24 protein-coding genes and 2 other annotated features (1 of these 26 cut by a window edge) are annotated in these 20,530 nt (G+C 38.9%); of the genes, 4 read left to right on the top strand and 20 right to left on the bottom strand.

The window, feature by feature from the left end; genetic code table 11:
- Positions 1 to 199, bottom strand: a binding site (T-box leader); it reaches 24 nt to the left of the window's first position.
- Positions 200 to 265: 66 nt separating this feature from the next.
- Positions 266 to 1,033 carry a TrmH family RNA methyltransferase gene (locus tag QUF49_RS06460; RefSeq protein WP_289494900.1) on the bottom strand — a complete coding sequence of 256 codons (768 nt, stop codon included), beginning with the start codon at positions 1,031 to 1,033 and terminating at the stop codon, positions 266 to 268.
- 108 nt (positions 1,034 to 1,141) lie between these two features.
- Between QUF49_RS06460 and sspI the strand changes: the two genes are divergently transcribed.
- Positions 1,142 to 1,348: a small acid-soluble spore protein SspI gene (gene sspI / locus QUF49_RS06455; RefSeq protein ID WP_066243600.1), complete on the top strand. Its 207-nt coding sequence runs from the start codon at positions 1,142 to 1,144 to the stop codon at positions 1,346 to 1,348.
- A 280-nt stretch (positions 1,349 to 1,628) separates the two neighbouring features.
- Here the strand turns inward: sspI and QUF49_RS06450 are convergent, their stop codons facing one another.
- Both QUF49_RS06450 and QUF49_RS06445 read right to left on the bottom strand, forming a co-directional pair.
- Positions 1,629 to 2,123, bottom strand: a complete 495-nt coding sequence (locus QUF49_RS06450; protein ID WP_289494899.1) for a dUTP diphosphatase — start codon at positions 2,121 to 2,123, stop codon at positions 1,629 to 1,631.
- A gap of 97 nt (positions 2,124 to 2,220) precedes the next feature.
- Positions 2,221 to 2,823 carry a TVP38/TMEM64 family protein gene (locus QUF49_RS06445; RefSeq protein ID WP_289494898.1) on the bottom strand — a complete coding sequence of 201 codons (603 nt, stop codon included), beginning with the start codon at positions 2,821 to 2,823 and terminating at the stop codon, positions 2,221 to 2,223.
- A 144-nt stretch (positions 2,824 to 2,967) separates the two neighbouring features.
- On the opposite strand from QUF49_RS06445, the gene QUF49_RS06440 reads away from it, so the two are divergent.
- Together QUF49_RS06440 and QUF49_RS06435 are read left to right on the top strand one after the other, a co-directional pair.
- Entirely contained in the window at positions 2,968 to 4,308 is a 1,341-nt protein-coding gene (locus tag QUF49_RS06440; protein ID WP_289494897.1) for a cytochrome ubiquinol oxidase subunit I, read from the top strand.
- 16 nt (positions 4,309 to 4,324) lie between these two features.
- A complete protein-coding gene (locus QUF49_RS06435; RefSeq protein ID WP_289494896.1) occupies positions 4,325 to 5,350 on the top strand; it encodes a cytochrome d ubiquinol oxidase subunit II in 1,026 nt (341 codons plus the stop codon).
- Between the two features lie 8 nt (positions 5,351 to 5,358).
- On the opposite strand, the gene QUF49_RS06430 is transcribed toward QUF49_RS06435, so the two are convergent.
- The 11 genes from QUF49_RS06430 to QUF49_RS06380 all read right to left on the bottom strand — a co-directional run bounded on the left by QUF49_RS06430 (position 5,359) and on the right by QUF49_RS06380 (position 13,473).
- Positions 5,359 to 5,610 (bottom strand): DUF1294 domain-containing protein, encoded by a 252-nt coding sequence (locus tag QUF49_RS06430; RefSeq protein WP_289494895.1) that lies wholly within the window; start codon positions 5,608 to 5,610, stop codon positions 5,359 to 5,361.
- A gap of 73 nt (positions 5,611 to 5,683) precedes the next feature.
- On the bottom strand, positions 5,684 to 6,043 hold the full coding sequence (gene rplT / locus QUF49_RS06425) for a 50S ribosomal protein L20 (RefSeq protein ID WP_251311360.1): 360 nt from the start codon (positions 6,041 to 6,043) through the stop codon (positions 5,684 to 5,686).
- Positions 6,044 to 6,081: 38 nt separating this feature from the next.
- Entirely contained in the window at positions 6,082 to 6,285 is a 204-nt protein-coding gene (rpmI, locus tag QUF49_RS06420) for a 50S ribosomal protein L35 (RefSeq protein WP_066243622.1), read from the bottom strand.
- Positions 6,286 to 6,309: 24 nt separating this feature from the next.
- A complete protein-coding gene (infC, locus tag QUF49_RS06415) occupies positions 6,310 to 6,813 on the bottom strand; it encodes a translation initiation factor IF-3 (RefSeq protein WP_289494894.1) in 504 nt (167 codons plus the stop codon).
- A gap of 572 nt (positions 6,814 to 7,385) precedes the next feature.
- On the bottom strand, positions 7,386 to 9,296 hold the full coding sequence (gene thrS, locus QUF49_RS06410; protein ID WP_289494893.1) for a threonine--tRNA ligase: 1,911 nt from the start codon (positions 9,294 to 9,296) through the stop codon (positions 7,386 to 7,388).
- A 17-nt stretch (positions 9,297 to 9,313) separates the two neighbouring features.
- Positions 9,314 to 9,463, bottom strand: a complete 150-nt coding sequence (locus QUF49_RS06405; RefSeq protein ID WP_289494892.1) for a hypothetical protein — start codon at positions 9,461 to 9,463, stop codon at positions 9,314 to 9,316.
- A gap of 99 nt (positions 9,464 to 9,562) precedes the next feature.
- Positions 9,563 to 9,793 (bottom strand) — a binding site (T-box leader).
- Between the two features lie 64 nt (positions 9,794 to 9,857).
- Positions 9,858 to 10,727 carry a sporulation protein YtxC gene (gene ytxC / locus QUF49_RS06400; RefSeq protein WP_289494891.1) on the bottom strand — a complete coding sequence of 290 codons (870 nt, stop codon included), beginning with the start codon at positions 10,725 to 10,727 and terminating at the stop codon, positions 9,858 to 9,860.
- Positions 10,728 to 10,829: 102 nt separating this feature from the next.
- Positions 10,830 to 11,486: an amino acid ABC transporter permease gene (locus tag QUF49_RS06395; protein ID WP_289494890.1), complete on the bottom strand. Its 657-nt coding sequence runs from the start codon at positions 11,484 to 11,486 to the stop codon at positions 10,830 to 10,832.
- Between the two features lie 19 nt (positions 11,487 to 11,505).
- The gene (locus QUF49_RS06390; protein ID WP_425590490.1) at positions 11,506 to 12,273 is read right to left on the bottom strand and encodes a basic amino acid ABC transporter substrate-binding protein; all 768 of its coding nucleotides are present in this window, start codon (positions 12,271 to 12,273) and stop codon (positions 11,506 to 11,508) included.
- A gap of 55 nt (positions 12,274 to 12,328) precedes the next feature.
- Positions 12,329 to 12,538, bottom strand: coding sequence for a hypothetical protein (locus QUF49_RS06385; RefSeq protein WP_289494889.1), 210 nt, complete (start codon positions 12,536 to 12,538; stop codon positions 12,329 to 12,331).
- 212 nt (positions 12,539 to 12,750) lie between these two features.
- On the bottom strand, positions 12,751 to 13,473 hold the full coding sequence (locus QUF49_RS06380; RefSeq protein WP_289497590.1) for a Crp/Fnr family transcriptional regulator: 723 nt from the start codon (positions 13,471 to 13,473) through the stop codon (positions 12,751 to 12,753).
- A gap of 155 nt (positions 13,474 to 13,628) precedes the next feature.
- Here QUF49_RS06380 and QUF49_RS06375 point away from each other — a divergent pair, with 155 nt between their 5' ends.
- Positions 13,629 to 14,123, top strand: coding sequence for a hypothetical protein (locus tag QUF49_RS06375; RefSeq protein ID WP_289494888.1), 495 nt, complete (start codon positions 13,629 to 13,631; stop codon positions 14,121 to 14,123).
- Positions 14,124 to 14,148: 25 nt separating this feature from the next.
- Here the strand turns inward: QUF49_RS06375 and QUF49_RS06370 are convergent, their stop codons facing one another.
- From QUF49_RS06370 to QUF49_RS06345, 6 genes are all read right to left on the bottom strand, one after another.
- Positions 14,149 to 15,780: a b(o/a)3-type cytochrome-c oxidase subunit 1 gene (locus tag QUF49_RS06370; protein ID WP_289494887.1), complete on the bottom strand. Its 1,632-nt coding sequence runs from the start codon at positions 15,778 to 15,780 to the stop codon at positions 14,149 to 14,151.
- Positions 15,777 to 16,247, bottom strand: coding sequence for a cytochrome c oxidase subunit II (locus tag QUF49_RS06365; RefSeq protein WP_289494886.1), 471 nt, complete (start codon positions 16,245 to 16,247; stop codon positions 15,777 to 15,779). Before QUF49_RS06365 ends, QUF49_RS06370 begins: the two co-directional genes overlap by 4 nt.
- An 11-nt stretch (positions 16,248 to 16,258) precedes the next feature.
- Entirely contained in the window at positions 16,259 to 16,405 is a 147-nt protein-coding gene (locus tag QUF49_RS06360) for a cytochrome c oxidase subunit 2A (RefSeq protein ID WP_289494885.1), read from the bottom strand.
- 127 nt (positions 16,406 to 16,532) lie between these two features.
- Positions 16,533 to 17,639 (bottom strand): cyclic dehypoxanthinyl futalosine synthase, encoded by a 1,107-nt coding sequence (mqnC, locus tag QUF49_RS06355; protein WP_289494884.1) that lies wholly within the window; start codon positions 17,637 to 17,639, stop codon positions 16,533 to 16,535.
- A 434-nt stretch (positions 17,640 to 18,073) separates the two neighbouring features.
- Positions 18,074 to 19,018, bottom strand: a complete 945-nt coding sequence (gene dnaI, locus QUF49_RS06350; RefSeq protein WP_289494883.1) for a primosomal protein DnaI — start codon at positions 19,016 to 19,018, stop codon at positions 18,074 to 18,076.
- A 13-nt stretch (positions 19,019 to 19,031) separates the two neighbouring features.
- The gene (locus QUF49_RS06345; protein ID WP_289494882.1) at positions 19,032 to 20,417 is read right to left on the bottom strand and encodes a replication initiation and membrane attachment family protein; all 1,386 of its coding nucleotides are present in this window, start codon (positions 20,415 to 20,417) and stop codon (positions 19,032 to 19,034) included.
- Positions 20,418 to 20,530 lie beyond the last annotated feature (113 nt).

The following is a 20,530-nucleotide window of genomic DNA, read 5'->3' as shown; positions in this document are numbered from 1 at the left end:
CCACCCAATTTAACAATGAAAAATACACTGTTCACTTCATTTCAATAACGGCTCTTCACCGGTCAGCCCTACTTAGATCCTTCAGGTGACAACTCAGGAGTGAATTCAATAATACCTACCAAAGAAATGCTCGCAGTCCAGGACATTTCCTCCCTTTTTGGCGGAATCATTATTTACTTTTCTCCATCTTTGTTTTTTACTCTATTTCATTCATCTTTTTCATTATATATGAATAAAATCATCAATTGCAACGCTTTGGAACAAATTACGTTCGATTTCGCTGTAATTCATACAAAAGGATGCCTGTAGCAACGGACACGTTTAGTGACTCAGCACTTCCGAAAATAGGTATCTTTACATTCATCGTCGATTCTTGCTGCAATACTTCCTGCACGCCGGCTCCTTCATTCCCAACAATTAAGGCGAAACCTTCAACTTCTGGCGCTTTCCTCATGTCGACAGCTTCTTGCAGAGAAGTTGAAAGTACAGTGATATTCCGCTCCTTACATTGCTCGATAATCTCTAAAAGATCAGCTTTTACAATCGGCAGATGATAAAGAGAACCTTGAGTAGACCTAACTGTTTTACCATTATAAAGGTCTGCGGTACCCTCACCTAAGAAGACTCCATCAAGTCCAGCACTATCCGCTGTACGAATGATTGTTCCAAGATTACCTGGATCTTGTACTCCGTCTATCAATAAGTAACGGCCATTTTCTTTTATAAGCTCTGCTGACTGATCCATCATTTCACATACAGCCACAATCCCTTGCGGCTTTTCTGTTTCAGAAAGCTGTTTCATCAATTTAGCCGGAACCGACCATAGCGTAAACTTTTCTTTTAGCCATGATTCATTTATTTCAAAATTTTCTTCAATAATGACATGCTGCAGCTTTGCACCAGATTTTATTGCCTCTTCAATAAGATGTGGGCCTTCAATCAAATATGTGCCTGATCTTTCTCGCTCTTTTTTTGTATGCAGCTTCTTCCATTGCTTTAAAGAAGCGTTGGATTCTGATTCGATGTGCTTCATTATAAGGTGTACTCCTTTAAATCATAAATATTTAATATTTTTCCTCATAAAACTTACTCATAACGTACACAATAAAAAAAGAAAAAAATTAATAGAGGTGCTTATCCCATGAATCTTGATTTAAGAAAAGCAGTATTGCATAACGTTACTGGAAACAATAAAGAGCAATTACAAGATACGATTGTTGATGCAATCGAAAGTGGAGAAGAAAAAATGCTTCCTGGTCTTGGCGTACTTTTTGAAGTGATCTGGAAAAATTCAGATCAACAAAAGAAGGAAGAAATTTTAACAACTCTATCTGATGGCTTAAAGTAAAACCCGGGATTTCCGGGTTTTTTATTTTTTTGTTGTTTTATTACTCTTGATATAGTTTTGGCTCTCTTCTGTTGTTTTAGAAGCATTTTGTTCAATGCTCTTCTTTGATAAATTGATTGGAGTGTAAGGTGCGAGACTCCTGCGGGACGAGCGGTCAGGTGAGACCCTTAACGGCGCAAAGCGGCAAGGGGCTCACCGGTCGCCCCGCGGAAAGCGAGCCCCTGGAACGGAAATCAACCACTTCCACGAGCATCAAATTTTGCGCAGGACAATCATGGTATTAATAACCTGTATCCTGACGCTCGTGATTTACAGCATTTTTATCAAAATAAGCCGTTTCAATCTCTTCAAATGAAAAGCCAAGTTTTACGCCTAAACCTAAGAATTCATCAAAAAACGCATGAAACTCTTGGTGCGATAAAGATTTAGAGCCCCATTGATAAAGAGAAAGAAAGAGACTGTTTAACTCTATCTTGTCCATTTCCCCTCGAATTTCTACCTCATTTGACAGTTCGATCTTTGTAAAACCAAGGTCTAGCCCGATGGATAATACAAAATGCAGTCCGTCTACATATTCCTCTAAAATTACTTCTTTCTCAGATGCTGGACGTTTACTCCAATATTTAAAGCATCTTGTTTCGTTTGCCAGCTCCCCAAGTTCAACAAGAAATGCCAATCTTCTTTGTTCAGATAATGATGCATTCTCAAGGTTATGTTCTTTTACGATTCGTGAATTTAATTCATCTTGCATGGAAAAAAGTCGTTCAATCTCCACGTTCATCCCCTGCCTTTCATTCCTAAGCTATTATAACGTTATCTTGATCTACATTCGAGGATGAATTTATTCTAATTTCAACAAAAAAAAGCATACCCTATGCAGGCATGCGCTGTTTTTCACGTTTTACGTTGTCTTCTTCAAAAAATTCACTCCATTTTATGACCCATTCTTTTCTTCTTAATAGATAAAACAGAACGGATAACCCAATTATAACGGCAAGAGATGTAAATAATGACAGTGAAAGCAGTACGGATCCAAAAGAGGAATAGAAAATGGCTATTGGTATGTTTGAAATAATACTAGCCTTCGTGTACTCTCTAAAATTTGATGAAATCTCAATCAGACAAAGACTTAAAAGATGGAAATGCATGAATGGGACCATTTTTAAAATAGCAATCTGACCAACCGAGAATGGCATTCTTTTTCCGATCCACTTTTTCTGCAGTTTTTTTACTTTTTTCATAAGCTTTGGCATGCTTTTCATACCCCAGTAAAAAAGAACACTCGACAAGGTGATACCGATAACAGAATAAAATGTGCCCGCAACGGCTCCGAACAAAATTCCACCTGTCAGACAGATAAGACCTACAGGCAGGAAAAAGAATTGTCTGAAAGCCTGAAGAAGAATGAACAGCAAAGGGGCAAAGATTCCACTAAACTTGAGCACCTCGATATACACACTTGTATTGTCTAGCACGCACTCACCCCCCTTTAAGTCAGCATATGACAGAAGACGAGCTCTATATGACAAAATGTCGTGTGCATAATCCATTCTATATATTGACACCTTAAAGATAGATTGTTTACTTACAAAGTTCTTAGTTTTTAGGAGGAATCGGGCATGGATACAGTTGTACTAGCGAGAGCCTTTTTTGGAACATCACTGGGTTTTCATATTATTTTTGCTACGCTTGGCGTTGGAATCCCTTTAATGATCGTCATCGCAGAAATCATTCATCAAGTTAAAGGTGACAACGACTACGCTATTATGGCAAAACGTTGGACGAAAGCCTTCGCTGTTCTTTTAGGTGTTGCCATTCCATCAGGAACGATTGTAGGTGTACAGCTATCGCTTCTATGGCCAGGTTTTATGGAGATCGTCGGGAAAGTAATCTCACTTCCCTTTCAGATTGAGATTTTTGCTTTTTTCTTGGAAGCCTTATTTATGTCTATTTATGTATATGCAGCGGACAGATTACCAAGGTACTTTCGCTTAATCTCGGTATTCTTTGTTGCACTAGGCGCCGTGGCATCTGCGATTTTAATTTCTGCAGTTAATACATGGATGAATACACCTGCAGGATTTAAAATCAAACCTGATGGCACGATCTATGATGTAAATCCTTGGGACGCCTTTTTTAATCCCAGCTTTTTGTCTTCCTCCTTTCACGTTGCAGTAACCGCCTATATGACAGGCGCATTTGCGGTTGCATCTGTAGCGGCATTTAAACTATTAAAAAAACGTCCTGAACGTGAACGTGCATATCATTTAAAAGGGTTATTCATGTCTTTAGCTGTCGCTCTTGTGATGAGTTTTGTCTCTGCTACTTCCGGGCATCATTCAGCACAGATTCTTCATCAGCATTCTCCTGAAAAACTAGCTGCTGCTGAAGGGTTGTTTGAAACACAAAGATACGCACCGCTTGCAATAGGTGGTTATACAGATCCTAAGACAGAAGAAGTTAAATACGGCATAGAAATTCCATGGGCTCTCAGCTGGCTGGCTGCTGGAAAGTTTGATACGGAAGTTAAGGGACTATACGAATTTCCTCGTGAAACGTGGCCACCTTTCTATGTCCACACTCTTTTTAATTTAATGGTTGGTATCGGCACTCTTTTACTGGGACTCGCCGCATTCGTTTTATTTTATTGGTGGTTTTTTGTTAAAAAGCGAGGAAAGCCATTTCCAAAGTGGCTGCTTTGGTCGCTCGTATTGTCTGGACCTCTATCCATGCTAGGCATTGAATTCGGTTGGGTATTCAGCTGCAGCGGTAGACAGCCATGGACCATCTACAGAGTTCAGACAACAGCAGAAGCTGCAACAAAGAATGAAGATCTCGGAATGCTTTTCTTATTATTCTTAGGCCTATATGCCTTGCTAAGCGTTTTAACGGTTCTTATTTTAACTGCTTATTTCAAGCGAAACCCAGTTTCAAAAGATATGGAAAAACTTCAGAGTTAGAAAGGAGGAGTAAAGGATGAGCGAAGAAGTTTTAGCGATCCTGATGATGTGGACCTTTATATTTATTTATAGCATATTTGGATCCATCGATTTTGGAGCAGGATTTTGGGCGATGATCTACAACAATCATAGGACGATGGCAGGTAGGATCGCCAATCGTTTCTTATCACCCACATGGGAAATTACGAACACGTTTCTCGTTCTTCTAGTGGTAGCGTTTGTCGGCTTCTTTCCAAAAGGAGCCTACACACTTGGAACTGTTATGCTAGTACCTGTTTCATTGATTCTCTTTTTGCTGGCCATTCGAAGTGCTTTTATGGTGTTCTCCTATTCTGTACAAGGATATAGAAGGACGATGTTTATCATATCGGGAATATCAGGATTATTAATTCCTTCCCTACTCATAGCTGTTTTGCCTATTTCTCAAGGTGGATTTATAGCTGTTGATGGAGACACCCAAAGCCTTTTGTTAGGAAAATTGTTTACAAGTCCAACACTATATCTTTATGTACTTTTCGGCTTAACTTCTGAACTTTATCTGTCATCGTTATTTTTAGCAGATTACGCACGGGTTTCAAATAAAGAAGATGCTTACAAGCTGTATCGCAGCAATGCCATCATGTTAGGACCCCTTACTTTGCTTTCAGCTCTTTTTACACTTTTGTTTATGGCACCCGAATCTCGTTGGCTCATAGACAACTTAATGGATCAAAAGATATGGTTTATTCTATCTTTACTTGCGTTTCTAATGGCATACGCAGCCCTTTGGTGGCCAAAACAAAACCGCCCAGGAATTGGACGGCCGCGTTTTACATTATTGGCAACTGTATTTCAATATGGTCTAGCTAGTATCGGCTATGGTTTAGCTCACCTGCCGTATATCGTTTTCCCTGATTTAACGATTTATGAGGCTTTCACCGCTAAAGAAACCTTTTATTCCTTGATGATTATGTATATCGTAGGTCTTGCCATACTCGCTCCTGGTTTTTATATATTCTGGAGGCTCTTCTTAAAAGACAAACGATACCTTCAACAGGATTAGTGTGTTTTCTATATAAACCAGCCGGCCAAAACAGTTATTACGATGCTTAAGACAGGTAAACCATTTCGAAAAGATGGATGTTTCGTCTTATGACGGAACTTTTTCATAGCTAGCCACATTCCAGGTGCTCCACCTATAAAAGCGATCAGCCAAAGCCTCGCTTCAGGAGTGCGCCATTTTCCTTCTTTTGCGTTCGCTTTGTCTTTTTTCATAACATAATAGGCGGCTGCGTTTAAAATGATTAAATATATGATTAACACCTTGTTGTTTTCCCTTCAGAATGAAAAAAGATCATCTCCATCAAATGAGGAAATGATCTTTTCTTTTTTCTAATTAAGCTTTTAGGCTTTCTTTAGCTTTTGAAGCCAATTCAGCGAAAGCTTTTTCGTCTGTGATTGCAATCTCTGAAAGCATCTTACGGTTGATGTCGATACCCGCAAGTTTAAGACCGTGCATTAAACGGCTGTAAGAAAGACCGTTTGTACGTGCAGCAGCGTTAATACGAGTGATCCAAAGCTTACGGAAATCACGCTTCTTCTGACGACGGTCACGGTAAGCGTACATAAGTGATTTGAATACTTGTTGTTGTGCTACTTTAAATAATTTATGTTTAGAACCGAAATAGCCTTTAGCTAACTTAAGAACTTTTTTACGACGACGACGTGTTACATAGCCACCTTTTACTCTTGGCATATTAAAAACCTCCTAATTTTAAATCGAATGACGAACGATTAACGTTTTTTGTAAGTTAACAGTGTGCGGATACGCTTGTAATCACCGCTGTGAACAAGTTTTGCTTTACGAAGCTTACGCTTAGCTTTTGTAGACTTGTTAGCAAACAAGTGACTAGTATAAGCGCGAGCACGCTTCAATTTACCTGATCCAGTTTTTCTAAAGCGCTTTGCAGCACCTTTATGAGTTTTCATTTTAGGCATAATGGTTATCCTCCCTGGTAAAAATTATTTTTCGGCTTTAGGTGCAAGGATAAGGAACATGCTACGACCTTCCATTTTCGGTTTTGTTTCAACCGTAGAAAGATCTTCACATTCTTTCGCTAACTTTTCCAATACCGTTTTTCCGATTTGAGAATGAGTAATTGCACGTCCACGGAAACGAATACTTGCTTTTACTTTGTCGCCTTTTTCAAGGAACTTACGGGCATTTCTAAGCTTTGTATTAAAGTCGTTTTCCTCAATTGTTGGACTTAAACGAATCTCTTTAGTCGTAATGACTTTTTGATTTTTTCGTGCTTCACGATCTTTACGCTGTTGCTCGTATTTAAACTTACCGTAGTCCATGATACGACACACTGGCGGTTTAGCAGTTGCAGCAACGAGAACAAGGTCAAGATTTGCGTTTGTTGCAAGGTCTAAAGCTTCCTGTCTTGTTTTAATGCCAAGCTGGCTTCCATCAGGACCGATTAATCGAACCTCACGGGCACGAATACCTTCATTGACAGACATGTCCTTACTAATAGTAAGTCACCTCCAAAATTTTTCAGTGAGTGCAAATACACTCGACTTGTTATTTCTGCAAATAAAAAAAGCGTCGGCGCAACGATCACCCACACATAGTAAACCGGCTATGTACACTTTGACATGCCTGAATATCCATCTACCCATCAACAGTCTAAAGACGTCGAATCAGGTGAGAAGCGGGTGCTTCTGCTTGTTTGATGCTTTTGCTTATTTTATTAACCTTACATACTATAACATATTGGAGACAATTGTGTCAAACAACGAATATAACAACAAGCAACGAAATTAATTTTACTTCGTTTACAGAAAGAATGCAAGAGTTTTTTTGAGCGAACCACTTTAATGATAGTAAACCCATTTGTTGTGTGTCTAAAATTGATAATCTGTCCAATCTCATCGTTAATTTGTCGGATTCCTCTAATTATCTGTCCAATTTCTAGATTAATTTGTCGGATTGAAGGTTTTTTTCTGTCCGTTTACTGAATTAATCTGTCCATTTCAACTTTCATATCAAATAAAAGCAGCCAACTTTGAAATTGGCTGCTTCGCTCTTTTATCTATCTCTTCTCGTTAATTTGAGCTAGAATCTTGTCTCTGAAATCTTCATATGAAACAGTTTCAGATTTTTGCTCACCATACTTACGAACGTTTACCGCATTGTCTTCGATCTCTTTATCACCTAGAACAAGCATGTAAGGAATCTTCTTCATTTGAGCTTCACGGATCTTGTAGCCCATCTTTTCATTTCTAGTGTCGATCTCTACACGAATTGCATGCTCTTTCAAATCTTCTTGAAGCTTATGAGCATACTCGTTATGAACATCGGAAACAGGGATTAGTTTCACTTGAACTGGTGCTAACCATGTAGGGAATGCTCCAGCAAAGTGTTCAACTAGAATTCCTAAGAAACGGTCAATTGATCCGTAGATTGCACGGTGAATAACAACTGGACGTACCTTTTGGTTGTTTTCATCTACATAAGTTAGGTCAAACTTTTCTGGCATCTGGAAGTCCAGCTGAATTGTTGCACACTGATGACTTCTCTTCAAAGCATCTTTTATATGGAAGTCAATCTTTGGACCATAGAACGCTCCATCGCCTTCATTAAGGTGATAATTCATTCCAAGATCTTCTAGAACGTTTTTCAACGCGCCCTCAGCTTGTTCCCATAAACGGTCATCGCCCATAGAATCTTCCGGACGAGTAGATAGTTCAACTGAATACTCAAAACCAAAAGTGCTGTAAATTTTATCTACCAGTTTAAATACGTTTTTGATCTCACTTTCAATCTGCCCTGGTGTAACAAAGATATGTGCATCATCTTGACAGAAAGTACGAACACGAATCATACCGTTTAGTGCACCGCTATATTCATGACGGTGAACTTGACCGAACTCGGCCATACGTACAGGGAGATCTCTGTATGAATGAAGCTTGTTTTTAAAGATGAGCATGTGACCCGGGCAGTTCATCGGTTTCATCGCAAATTTTGTATCATCCACTTCAGAGAAATACATGTTTTCGTGGTAGTGATCCCAGTGGCCAGATTGCTCCCATAAACGCTGATTCATCATAAATGGCGTACGCACTTCATCATAATCCACTTGACGCTGAAGTTCGCGAGAGAAATTCTCAAGCTCAGTACGGATAGTCTGGCCGTTTGGAAGATAGAACGGCATACCTGGCGCTTCTTCAGAAAACATGAACAGTTCTAATTCTTTTCCTAATTTACGGTGATCACGTTTTTGAGCTTCTTCAATAAAGTGGAGATACTCATCAAGATCTTTTTGGCTTAAGAATGCAGAGCCATAAATACGCTGAAGCATTTGGTTGTCACTGTCACCACGCCAGTAAGCTCCAGAGATACTCATTAATTTATACGCTTTGATCTTTCCAGTCGAAGGAACGTGCGGCCCGCGGCAAAGGTCAAAGAACTCACCTTGCTCATAGATAGTGATCTTTTCACCTTCAGGAAGGTCACGAATCAATTCAAGCTTTAAGTGATCATTCAATTTTTCATAAATTTCAAGAGCTTCTTCGCGACTTACTTCTTTACGCACGATAGGCAGGTTTTCGTTAACGATTTTCTTCATTTCTTTTTCAATCGCAGGAAGATCTTCTGGTGTTAAATTGTGAGACATATCTACATCGTAGTAGAAGCCGTTATCGATAACAGGTCCGATTCCTAGCTTCACGTCAGGGTAAAGGCGTTTAAGAGCTTGAGCAAGCAAGTGGGCATTCGAGTGTCTTGTCATTTCAAGACCTTCTTTAGAATCCTGCATCACGATTTCAATGGAAGCATCTTCTTCAATCGGACGAGAAAAATCATATAATTGTCCGTTTACTTTTCCTGCAACTGCTTTTTTCTTTAAACTTGGGCTGATACTTTCTGCCACTTGTTCAGAAGTAACGCCTTTTGGAAATTCCTTGACTGATCCGTCTGGGAATTTGATTGAAATTGACGACATATTAAACATCTCCTTTTTTATTTCAGCTGTTTAAGCTTTGTATCTCTTGTAAGTGGTTGATTTCCGCTCCAGGATGCTCGCTTTCCGGGGGGCGTGCGGTGAGCCACCTTGACGCTCTGCATCTGCTGTGTCTCACCTGTCCCGCTGCTCCCCCAGGAGTCTCGCACCTTGCACTCCAATCAACTGTCAATGAAGAGAAAAAAAGCTAGAAAGCAATATTCTTCAAACAGCCTTTATTTTTAAAACAAAAAACACCCGTCCCTAAAAGAAGGGACGAGTGATTATCTCGTGGTTCCACCCTTGTTCCACAACAAATAAATATGCTGCGGCACTCGGACAGTGTAACGGACTGCGGCCGTCAACGAATACTCTGAAAACATTTCACCGTTGAAGTTCCAAGGTGGTAAAGCAATTTTCCGTGATAGGAAGTTTTCAGCCTAGACTTCCCTCTCTTTAAACCGTAAAAATTTGCTTCGTGTCCTTTTCAATACAGATTGAGTGATAAAATTATACATTTATTATATGCAGTCACTTTTCAAAAAGCAAGAGGGCTCTGTAGGTTTATGACTTTTTTTTGCGATAGTACCGTTGTTCCTTATATGTCATCCTCTCAATCGGACTAATCGTCACCTTTTCTTGAAATATATTTTTTACAGTTTGAAGCAGTGGGTGATCGATGTCATAAGCATATATTCTAGCTGAAGAGGGTGATAATCCGATTAATGGACCTAGAAGCCTTTCATCCAAATTTGTAACATTTGTTAACCTCAAAGCTTTTTCATGCAACATCATTAATTCTGTGTGTGACAACTGTTTTTGCTGTTCATCAAAAAGAAACACATGCTCTTTCTCAAAAATAATGATGATATCAGATTTCGAGAAAGATCTTTGTTTGGTTAAGCAAGTCCGCAGCTGTTCGACAAACATCTGGTATTCAAGTTCTAATTTATATTCATCGATCGCACATTCAACAACCTTAAGCAAGGTAGCTAAGTACTCTTTCAATCTAAATTTTATAAATGATTCAAACTCTAAAAATTCTGTTTTTGCTTCTAGGATAGAATCCCACTGTCTGCGAATCAGATCATTCAAGTTTGGCAGATGCTTCACCTCAGGAATTCCTTCGATCTCTCCTAAAACAATACTTTTTGTTATGGCGAAAATTTCTTTTTGTTCAGCGGTATCTGTGTAAAAAAAAGCATGTTCAATCAATTCCTTTAAACAAATATCTTCTACCTTATTCCGTGTAAATTCTGTTAACACATCCAATATGAACGATTTTTTCTCATGTATGTGCAGTTCAAGAATTTTTGAAGAAGTTTCAGATAATTTGGCAAAGGAAGGGTTTATTTTATGTTTTGCAGCTATCCTGATCATGTTTTTCAAGACAGCTATTCCATCTGATGGGTGTGAAAAAGCAATCGCGACCAAATAAGTCCCCCCCATATAAAATCCTCAATAATACACTATATGGGACGAGGTCCTAAAACATGTTACTTACAAACGAAAAAACAACCCAGTAGATCGGGTTGTTTAATCATAAACAAATTTACGTTCAATTTTTGATAAGATATATGCCATCCCAAGAGTTAGGAGCAGATACATCAAGGCTGCGGTCATATAGGGTTCCCACGGCCGGTAGTATTCCCCCATCATGGCCCTCGCATAATACATCAATTCAGGTGTAGCAATGATGGAAACGAGTGATGAATCCTTAATCAGAACAATAAATTCATTCCCAAGCGGAGGAATCATTCTTCTTGAAGCTTGCGGAAGGATTACATTTTTCATAGCTTGTACATTGTTCATTCCTAGAGATCGCGCAGCTTCCATCTGCCCTTTGTCGATCGATTGAATACCTGCTCTGAAGATCTCCGCAATATATGCTGCCGCATTCAGTGACAGAGCTAGAACACTGGATACAAATACATTAGGCGGCTTCATAAAAATCGGCATTAGTGCTGAATGAATCAAAAGAATCTGAACTAATAATGGAGTTCCTCGAAAAAAACTGATATACCAGACACAAGGAAGACTTATGTATGACTGTTTCATCATTTTCCCGAGTCCAATAAACAATCCTAATATGGTGCCAAAAAGAATGGCTAGCAATGAAAGCTGGATTGTAACCCATGTTCCTTTTAAGAACAGAGGCATATACTCACCAATTATTTGTAAAGACAATTCCATGTAGACCTCCAAAGATAGTTTATTGTTTCAGCACATCTACATTCGGCTCTTCACCAAACCATTTTTTATAGATTTCAGCATACTTGCCATCATCAATTACTTTTTTCAAAGCCTTGTTGATCTCATCTTGATGCTCCCCGTCTTTAGGGAAAATGATACCGTAGAATTCACTTTCAAAACTATCTTTATCACTGATCGTCACTAATTTTTTATCAGGGTTATTCTTTTCATACTCCTGAACAACTGCATTATCCGCAACAACCGCTTCTACTTCACCGTTCAATAATGCTTGTATAGCCAGTGTATTGTTATCAAACTTTTTGATATTCTCATTTTTCCCGAACATTTTTTCTAGAGCTTCTTGACCGGTTGTCCCGTTTTGAACACTTACTTTCTTTCCTTCAAGGTCTTTTGCACTCTTAATAGATGTTCCTTCTTTTGCTAAGATCATATTTACGGATTCAAAGTACGGTGAAGAAAAATCATACGTTTTTTTTCTTTTATCATTAATTGTAATGGCAGAAATACCTGCAGATACTTCCTCATTTTTTAAGGCAATAAAGAGAGGCTCCCACCCTGTGTTCTTCATTTCGTATTCTAATCCTGCTTCTTTCATCACAGCATCAAGTAAATCCACATCAAATCCGACAATCTTGTCCCCATCCAAGGATTCAAAAGGGGCATATGCCGCATCTGTTCCAATCGTTAACTTATCTCCTGAAGACGAACAGGCTACAAGGAAAGCAGCAGATAAACCGATAAGTCCCATTTTAAATTTTCGTTTCATGTTCATTATTTTGTTTCCCCCTTTATTCTAAATATTCTTATATTATACACAAAATTTAAAATATAAGGAAAATTAAGATAATTATTTTTAGAAATTGCTGTTTTCGTAAACTTTGATGCTTTTGGAAGTGGTTGATTTCCGTTCCAGGTGCTCGCTTTCCGCGAGGCAGGCGGTGAGCCACATTTGTACGTTTCACTTTTAAGTGTCTCACCTGCCCGCCTGTACTAGCCGTAGTCTCCCAACTTGCACTACAATCAACTTTCACAGAAGAAAATAAAAATGATCTTTGCTCTACGTCTAAAAGTAAATGCTACCGACGCGAGCTTCCTCGTTGCATCCCATGGTGGTAGACACGCACCTTACACTCCACTTAGCTTGTCAAAGGTTTCTTTGGAACAACAACAAAGCAAAACAACAATCCTTTAGAAAATTGTGTTAAACAAAAAGACCCCATCTAGGAGTCTCTTAATTGAACAATTATATTCTGCAAATCTCGATTGGACAATCTTCACAGCTGCAGGCTGTTTTCAAATACTCCAAAGAGGTAATTTTAATTGTTCCTTCTGAATAAACAACGGCACCCTCTTTTTTTAACTGGCTTAACATTCTGTTTACCGTTTCTCGTGATGTACCTATAAGTTCTGCAAGATCAGTATTTGTGAAGTGCTGGGATAGCACAATTCCATCCGGTGTCATTATTCCATAAGAATTTGCAAGCCTGATTAATGTCGAGCATAGCGCTCCTTTTTTTCCATAAAGCATTAAATCTCTAAACTTGGATCGAGTAATTGCATGCATATTACTCATCCATCTCATGAATTCAACCGCTACTTCACCATGCTGCCAAATAATCGTTTCAAGATCTTTTTGCTGTATGATTCCTACTTCACACGTTCTCGTTGCTTTTGCACTGTAGCTGTATCGTGAGTTTGTTGAAATGCCTAATTCGCCAATAAGATCGCCTTCTTGAAAAATATATAAGACGAGTTCTTTTCCATCTTCGTTCATTTTAGTAATTTTAATCTGTCCTTGTTTCAAGTAATACAGACGATCGGCAGGATCGTTATCAACAAATAAATAATGATCTTTTTCCACTTTTTTCGAATACATAAGGTTCTCTAAATATTGAAATGATTTCTTTGAAAATACATCGGTATTTTGATATGAACAAAAATTTGACTGTTGCGTGCAGGCACCCATCAATAAAACCTCCCCGCTTTACTTATTTCCATTATAATCCACAAACGAAATAACGAGTGTGATTTTTATCACACCAACTGTGAACAATGTGTGATTTTTGATACATCCCCTAAAATGTATTTGAATTATCCTTTTGTTAGAAGGAGGTTATTTAAATGACAGCAGCAGTTATTTTAACGGAAATACACCCAGCTTGTCACAAAACGAATACTGTACCACACATATTGCAAGAACTTGAACCTTATTTTCAAGAAAAGATTTTGATCAGCAATCAGCCCTCACTTTATTTACCGTTTGTTAAGAATCAAGCACGCATTCTTGTTCCTTTCTACAAAGGGGCAGATCCATTATCGTCTCTTCATACTTCATTATCCTTGGCTGTTTCAGACGAGGTTTGGCTGCTTCATGAATCCAAGGGCTTTTCTGGTATTCATACTTTTAAAGAAATGAAAAAAACGAAGGAATACTTTCAAACTCAAGGTATTCTCTATCAAGAGGAATCGAAGACCTGCTTTACTAATAGTTTGTTTGATAAAAGTGTATTGAGTGTCCTTCAAAAACAATTAAGCGAGAACAATAAAGATACAGCAAAATTTTTGCGCCAAATTAATTATGTATTTTTTCATGAACAAAAAAAGAAAAGCTTGTAGACGACTGTGTCTACAAGCTTTTTTCTTACCAAAACTTATAACCTGGTGAACCTGGGGGTGCATGCTCAATCATGTGCCAAAAAGGAACGGTGTACGCGATAAGGATCAGTGCAGCGCAAATGCCGACCCAAAGCTTCCAGTTTTCAAGAATGACAGGAGTGGATACTGCATTTTCTTCTACCTCTCCTACCGGAAAGTCCACAACACCTTTAGGAGCTTTAAAGGCGAGAAACCAAGCAATATACATCAATAGTATGATAGCTAAAAAGAGGATTGTTCCACCCACTGCCATGGCGACCTGATAAGGAATCCAATCAACTGCCTGTGAATGATCTGCATAAGTCGTATACGAAGTTCTTCGTGGTGCACCGAACAGACCAACTATATGCATCGCACCCGACATAATCGCCATTCCTGCGGTCCACATGATAGTTTGGATGATTCCCAGCTTATTCATTCTAGGCGTTAACGTCCGTCCTGTAAGGTAAGGAATGAGCCAGTAACAGATGCCAAAAAAAGTGAGTGCAACGGTTGATGCTACTGTTAAATGAAAGTGGCCTGTTACCCACAGCGTGTTATGAATAACTTGGTTTAACTGATGGCTAGCATTGATGATACCTCCAGCTCCTGCCGGGATAAAAATCAGCATACCCATCATAGGAGCGAAAAATCGCACATCCTTCCAAGGCAAAACTTTAATCCAGCCAAACAAACCCCTTGCTCCCTTTTTTCTGCCTGCTGTTTCAAATACAGCAAACATAGAAAAGGCAGTCATCAAAGAAGGAACAATAACCATAAACGTTAAAACCACTTGGAAAAACTTCCACGTATGCGAGATTCCAGGTTCCAGCAACTGATGGTGAAACCCTACTGGAATACTAAATAATAAAAACAATACGAAGGAGAGCCTAGCTAAAGCATCACTAAATATTTTCCCACCTATAATCTTTGGAATCACTACATACCAGCACATATAAGCTGGCAGCAGCCAGAAGTATACGAGCGGATGTCCGAAATACCAAAAGAGAGTTCTGCTAATTAAGATATCAATCTTATCAACCCAACCGATCGACCATGGAATAAATTGAAGAAGAACCGTTGCCGCTAACCCAAGGGTTGCAACAAACCATAATGCCATAGTCATAGCTGCCATGTAGCTAAAAAGAGGAGAAAGTTTATTTTTTGTTCTGCTTTTCCAAATGTAATATTGGTTCCACATCGAAAAAGCACATAACCAGCTTCCCACAACAACGTGAACGAGAGCAATGTAAAACCAAGGGGATGCTTGGAGTGGAGCATAGAAGGTGTAAAGAACCGTTGCTTTGTTTAAAAGAATAAATACCGTTGCTAAACCAGTACCAAAAGTCATCATCACAAACCCAAGCCAGCCTGTTCGCCTTGGTACGTCGTAAAGAGTTCCCATCGTTTTACTAATTCCAGCGTATAAAAATCCTAAAATGAAAAAAGTCGTAAAAATAAGTGCCAACAATACCCCATGAGCCGTTAACAGCTGATAATAGCCTATAGAAAATGGAAGTTCAATTGCACCGCTTCTTACAAACGTCTGCAATAACCCTGCTATTGCCCCAATAAAAAGAGCAATGAAACTAACCGTCAAAAAAGCTAAACTTAAGTGAGCGTCTCTTTTATCAATCATGCTGTCACCTCCAAGGTTACTGCCATGACTTGGTGACCTGCTCCACAATATTCATTGCATAAAATGAGATACTTGCCGGGTTTTGTAAACGTATAAGAGATTTCACTTACATACCCTGGAGTAATCATCATGTTTACATTCGTTGATGGAATTTCAAAACCGTGAACCACATCAGTGCTTGTTACTTTAAAATGGACGGTAGAGCCTTTAGGTACAGACATTTTAGAAGGAGTGTACGTAAAAGCTTGTGCAAGCATAACCGCTTCATATTCCTTTTCTCCAACCTTTGTAAAACCTGGGTTATCAAATGGAGGAGTAGTTACAGCTTTTTCTGGATCAATTGTTTCCATATGACTAGGTGGCTGATTCCCCATAGCAAATGCTGATACACCTACAATTAATAGAAAAAGCGTTAAACACACTGCGCCAGACCAGAGCCAAATCTTTTCATATCTATGAATATGCATGTTTCAACCTCCTAACGTGAAAGGTACAGCAAATAAATTGCCGTCCATGATAAAACGATAAATAATCCTACACCCATTACTGATATAAGAGTGCCTAACAACTCTCTTTCTTTTTTTACTTCCACTTCTTCCTTTACATTTTTTTGAAGCTGCGGCATCTTCATTCCTCCTCACGTTTTACATCTACAGAATAATGCTTTATAAAAATTACCGCTGTGACAAAAGTCATAACGGTATTCACACATTAAAAAACACCCGACACGAATTCATGTCAGGTGTTCTCCACTAGTTTTGCATAACAAAATCTTTTTCTGCTTTTTCCTCTTCTTCAAAAACACGAAGCGTTTCATATTTTGTATTTCGCTGTGCAGGAATCTTACCTGCTTCACGAATTAAGCGAAGCGTTAAGTTTGTGTTTACTTTGTGTGTTGTCCCAGCAGCTGAAACAACGTTCTCTTCCATCATCGTGCTGCCAAAATCGTTACAGCCATAATGAAGAGATTTTTTTCCAACTTCAGGACCCATTGTTACCCAAGAGGATTGGAAGTTTGGAATGTTATCTAAGAAGATACGAGAGATGGCAACGTTTTTCAAATATTCTCTTGGCGTTGTCTTCTCTGCCTTCATATTTGTATTGTCAGGTTGGAACGTCCACGAAATAAAAGCCAGGAAGCAATCCGCTTCATCTTGAGCATCGCGAACTCGTTTTAAATGAAGAGCTCTCTCTTCAAACGTTTCTCCAAATCCAATTACCATCGTCGCAGTAGAATGAAGCCCTACTTTTTTAGCTGTCTTCATACACTCGATCCACTCGGTCCAAGAACCTTTTAATCTGCTTATCTTCTTACGTGTACGATCATCCAGAATCTCCGCTCCTCCACCAGGCAACGAATCAAGACCAGCTTCTTTCAGTTCACGAAGTACTTCTTCAAGAGATAGCCCTGATACTTCAACCATCTTCCACACTTCAGCCGGAGAGAAAGAATGCATCGTAATATCAAACCGTTTCTTTATTTCACGCAATAAGTCGGTATAATAGCTAAACGGCAGATTTGGGTTTGTTCCACCTTGCATTAAGATTTCTGTACCGCCAACATCAACGGTTTCCTGTATTTTTTGGAAGATTACTTCATCGTCCAATACATAACCTTCTTCACTTCCTGGTGCTCTGTAGAAGGCACAGAACCTGCAATATGTATCACAAAAGTTTGTATAGTTTACGTTGCGTCCTATTACAAAAGTGGTGATCGGTTCTGGGTGCCACCTTTTCATAATAATATCCGCAACTTCTCCCATACGTTCTACTTCATCACTTTCATAAAGTTTAACGGCGTCTTCTACCGATAAACGTTCGCCATCTAAAGCTTTTTGTAAAATCGATTCTATACTCATCGGTAACCTCCGAATACAATTTCTTAAGATCTCATCTGTTCTTATCCTATCATATTTTAGCAGAAGAGACAGCTTTGGGTTATAAAGAAGACTATTTTCATAACCTATGTTGTTCTTGGAAGTGTTTGATTTCCGTTTCAGATGCTCGCTTTCCGCGGGGCAGGCGGTGGGCCACATTCGTACGTTTCACTTTTAAGTGTCTCACCTGCCCGCCTCAAGAAAGTATTCTTGCTCCTGCGTCTACAAGTAAATGCTACCTCAGTGAGCTTCCTCGTCGCATGCCTTGCGAGAAGATTTTCATGTGGTAGGCACGCACCTTACACTCTAATCAAACTGTCACAGAAGAAAAGGGACAAATCATATAAAACACTCATTTTGGATATTAGCTTTAAAACGAAAAAAAGCTTCTGCCCTAGAAAGAGCAGAAACCGATATTAATAGTCTTCTCTGAAATTTTTATTGCCGCCCATGAATACTGGAGAACTTAAATGTTTAATGCGCTCCATGATCCTAAGAGCTTTCACTTCATCGAGGCCGCCTTTTTGCGAATAAGACAGGTGCTGCTGAAGCATGTCATAATCACAATTGGATGTATACAAAGTTGGCAGCTTCTCCATCATTCGATATTGAAGGATAACTCCGATAATCTCGTCTCTTACCCAATTAGTCATGTTTTCAGCACCAATATCGTCCAACATTAATACAGGGACCGTTTTTAATAGTTCCATTTTAGAATCAAAACTGCCATCAGAAAGTGATGATTTCATCTCTCGCAGAAACTCCGGTGTGTGGATGATCAATGAATGAATGCCCTTTTCAGCTAATCCATTTGCAATTGCACCGAGTAAATACGTTTTACCCACACCGAACTTACCATAAAAATAAATGCCTTTTACTTGTTGGTCTGTACCTGCCATTTGGACAAACTCATACGCCTTTGAGATAGCATTTCGTCTTGTTTCATCAATACTATGTTTATACAAACGATCGAACCTTGCTTCTAAAATCTCTTTTGGAATAAAATAGCTTTTAATTAATGAAGTCATCGTTTTCTTTTGTTCATCAAGAATTTTCAGCTCGCACGGTTTGTATCGAAGTTCTACAGTTTGTCTGACTTTCGTCAGTTCCGATCTGTACCCTTGCATAAGGTTAGGACATTTCTCTAAACCAGGGCAATTGCGGCAGGCATGTTGTTCGTTCTTAAAGGTGTAAAAACTGGACAATAATTTTTCCGCGTGGACATCTGATATGTCAGGGTTTTCTCTTAAAAAACGCATGACACCCGGGTCAGATAGAACTTGTTGTTTCATTTGCTCATATCTCTCTTGAAACTTATCAAAACCCGGCATGTGTTTAACAGATTCCTTTATGGATTCCATGTTGTTCCCCCCTTTATTTCGAACTATTTAACAAGCTCTCTAGCCATTTGCGATTTTCATCTTCTGTAGAACTTGAACTCGTCTCATCTGGCTGACTAGTTGGAGCCTTTTCTTGCTTCAGCCAATCTGGTACTGTTACATTCGGTTTATTATTATCTCTATACGATCTTGAATTTGACTTTTTATCTTGCCATTCTTTATATTTTCGTTTTTCATCACGAGCAAGCGCCATAGCTTCCGTTACGGTTTGCACTTTTTTACGAGCCCAATGTGATGCGATTCGTTCAATTAGTCCTTTTGCAAGTTTCATGTCATTCTCAGATAACACGTAATCCAAAAGCACATTTGTAACTCCTGGTGTTAAGTTTTGATCGAGCATACAATACGCAACTAGTTTCAGATCAACTTCCGAAGGTGTTGCACCAGAGTAGTCTTCTAGAAGACGGTATGGTGACACTTCTTCAAAATACTTAATAAGCTCTTCTTCTTTTGTTTGCGGCTGCATCCCATGCAGTGCCTTTAAAGGAACCGGTTGTGTTTTCAAAGCCAAAACCGGAAGCCCCTCTTCGTGTTCAAAACGATACCACTTTTGAATTTCTCTTCTTAAGTTTTCCGCAGAAATCTCACCTGTTGAGTAATATACGTTTTGGATTTGCTTGCTCATATCCATTGGCTGCAGCTGGTAGATATAAGCCAGTTTATAGATTGCTTCCTTCAATTTAGGAGTAAGAACCTCTTTAGGGACGATGAAAGCAGAAATCTGGTTTACCATCGCCTCAAAATCAAAAGTAGACTCACCTAGTACAACTTTCCCATGAACTCCTTTTTCATGTAAAGCGGCATCTTCTGGAAGCACATTTTCTGATATCTCGGCATAACTCTTTGAAGACATCTCAGATGGATGCAGCGAAGTAAACACATCGCTAAACGAAGCTGTCACATCCTTAAAACCCGAAACATCTAATTGAGGAATATAGAATGATTCTCTTACTTCAGTGAATTTCGCTTTTCCTAGTCGATTAAATAAGTAAATACTTAAAAAACCATCTGTAAAAAATGCATTTGGAGATAGAGGTTGTTGAAGCTCATACAAATATTCTCTTGAGCTCTCTCCATCTCTCTTATATGTTTTTAGCAGTCCGATCGCTTCTAATTTCTTTCTGCCGGATAAAATATCTTTTAATGAGAACTGAGTTACGTTCATAAGGTGCTGGTGTTTTTGTGCCTGTCGATCCATATTTGCTTCGCACCATAATGTCATGTATAAACTATGTGCAAAAGCGCCAATCAATGGCTGATAAAGCATGGTGAGAACTTTGTGATCTCCTTCATGTAATACACCCTTGCACTGGACGGAATACGCATCAACGGGCACGACTTCCTGAAAATGTACCGTCATCGTTTTCACCCTTTATAAATGATAAGTTATAAAAGTAATGTGGCCGACAGATCGTTTTAATCGTCAGCCATAATTACAATGTATTTTACGTTTTTTATCTCTTCATAACTGTT

It is taken from the genome of Fictibacillus sp. b24 (genome assembly GCF_030348825.1).
Classification (GTDB): Bacteria; Bacillota; Bacilli; order Bacillales; family Fictibacillaceae; genus Fictibacillus.
This window is presented reverse-complemented; position numbering and strand designations above follow the sequence as displayed.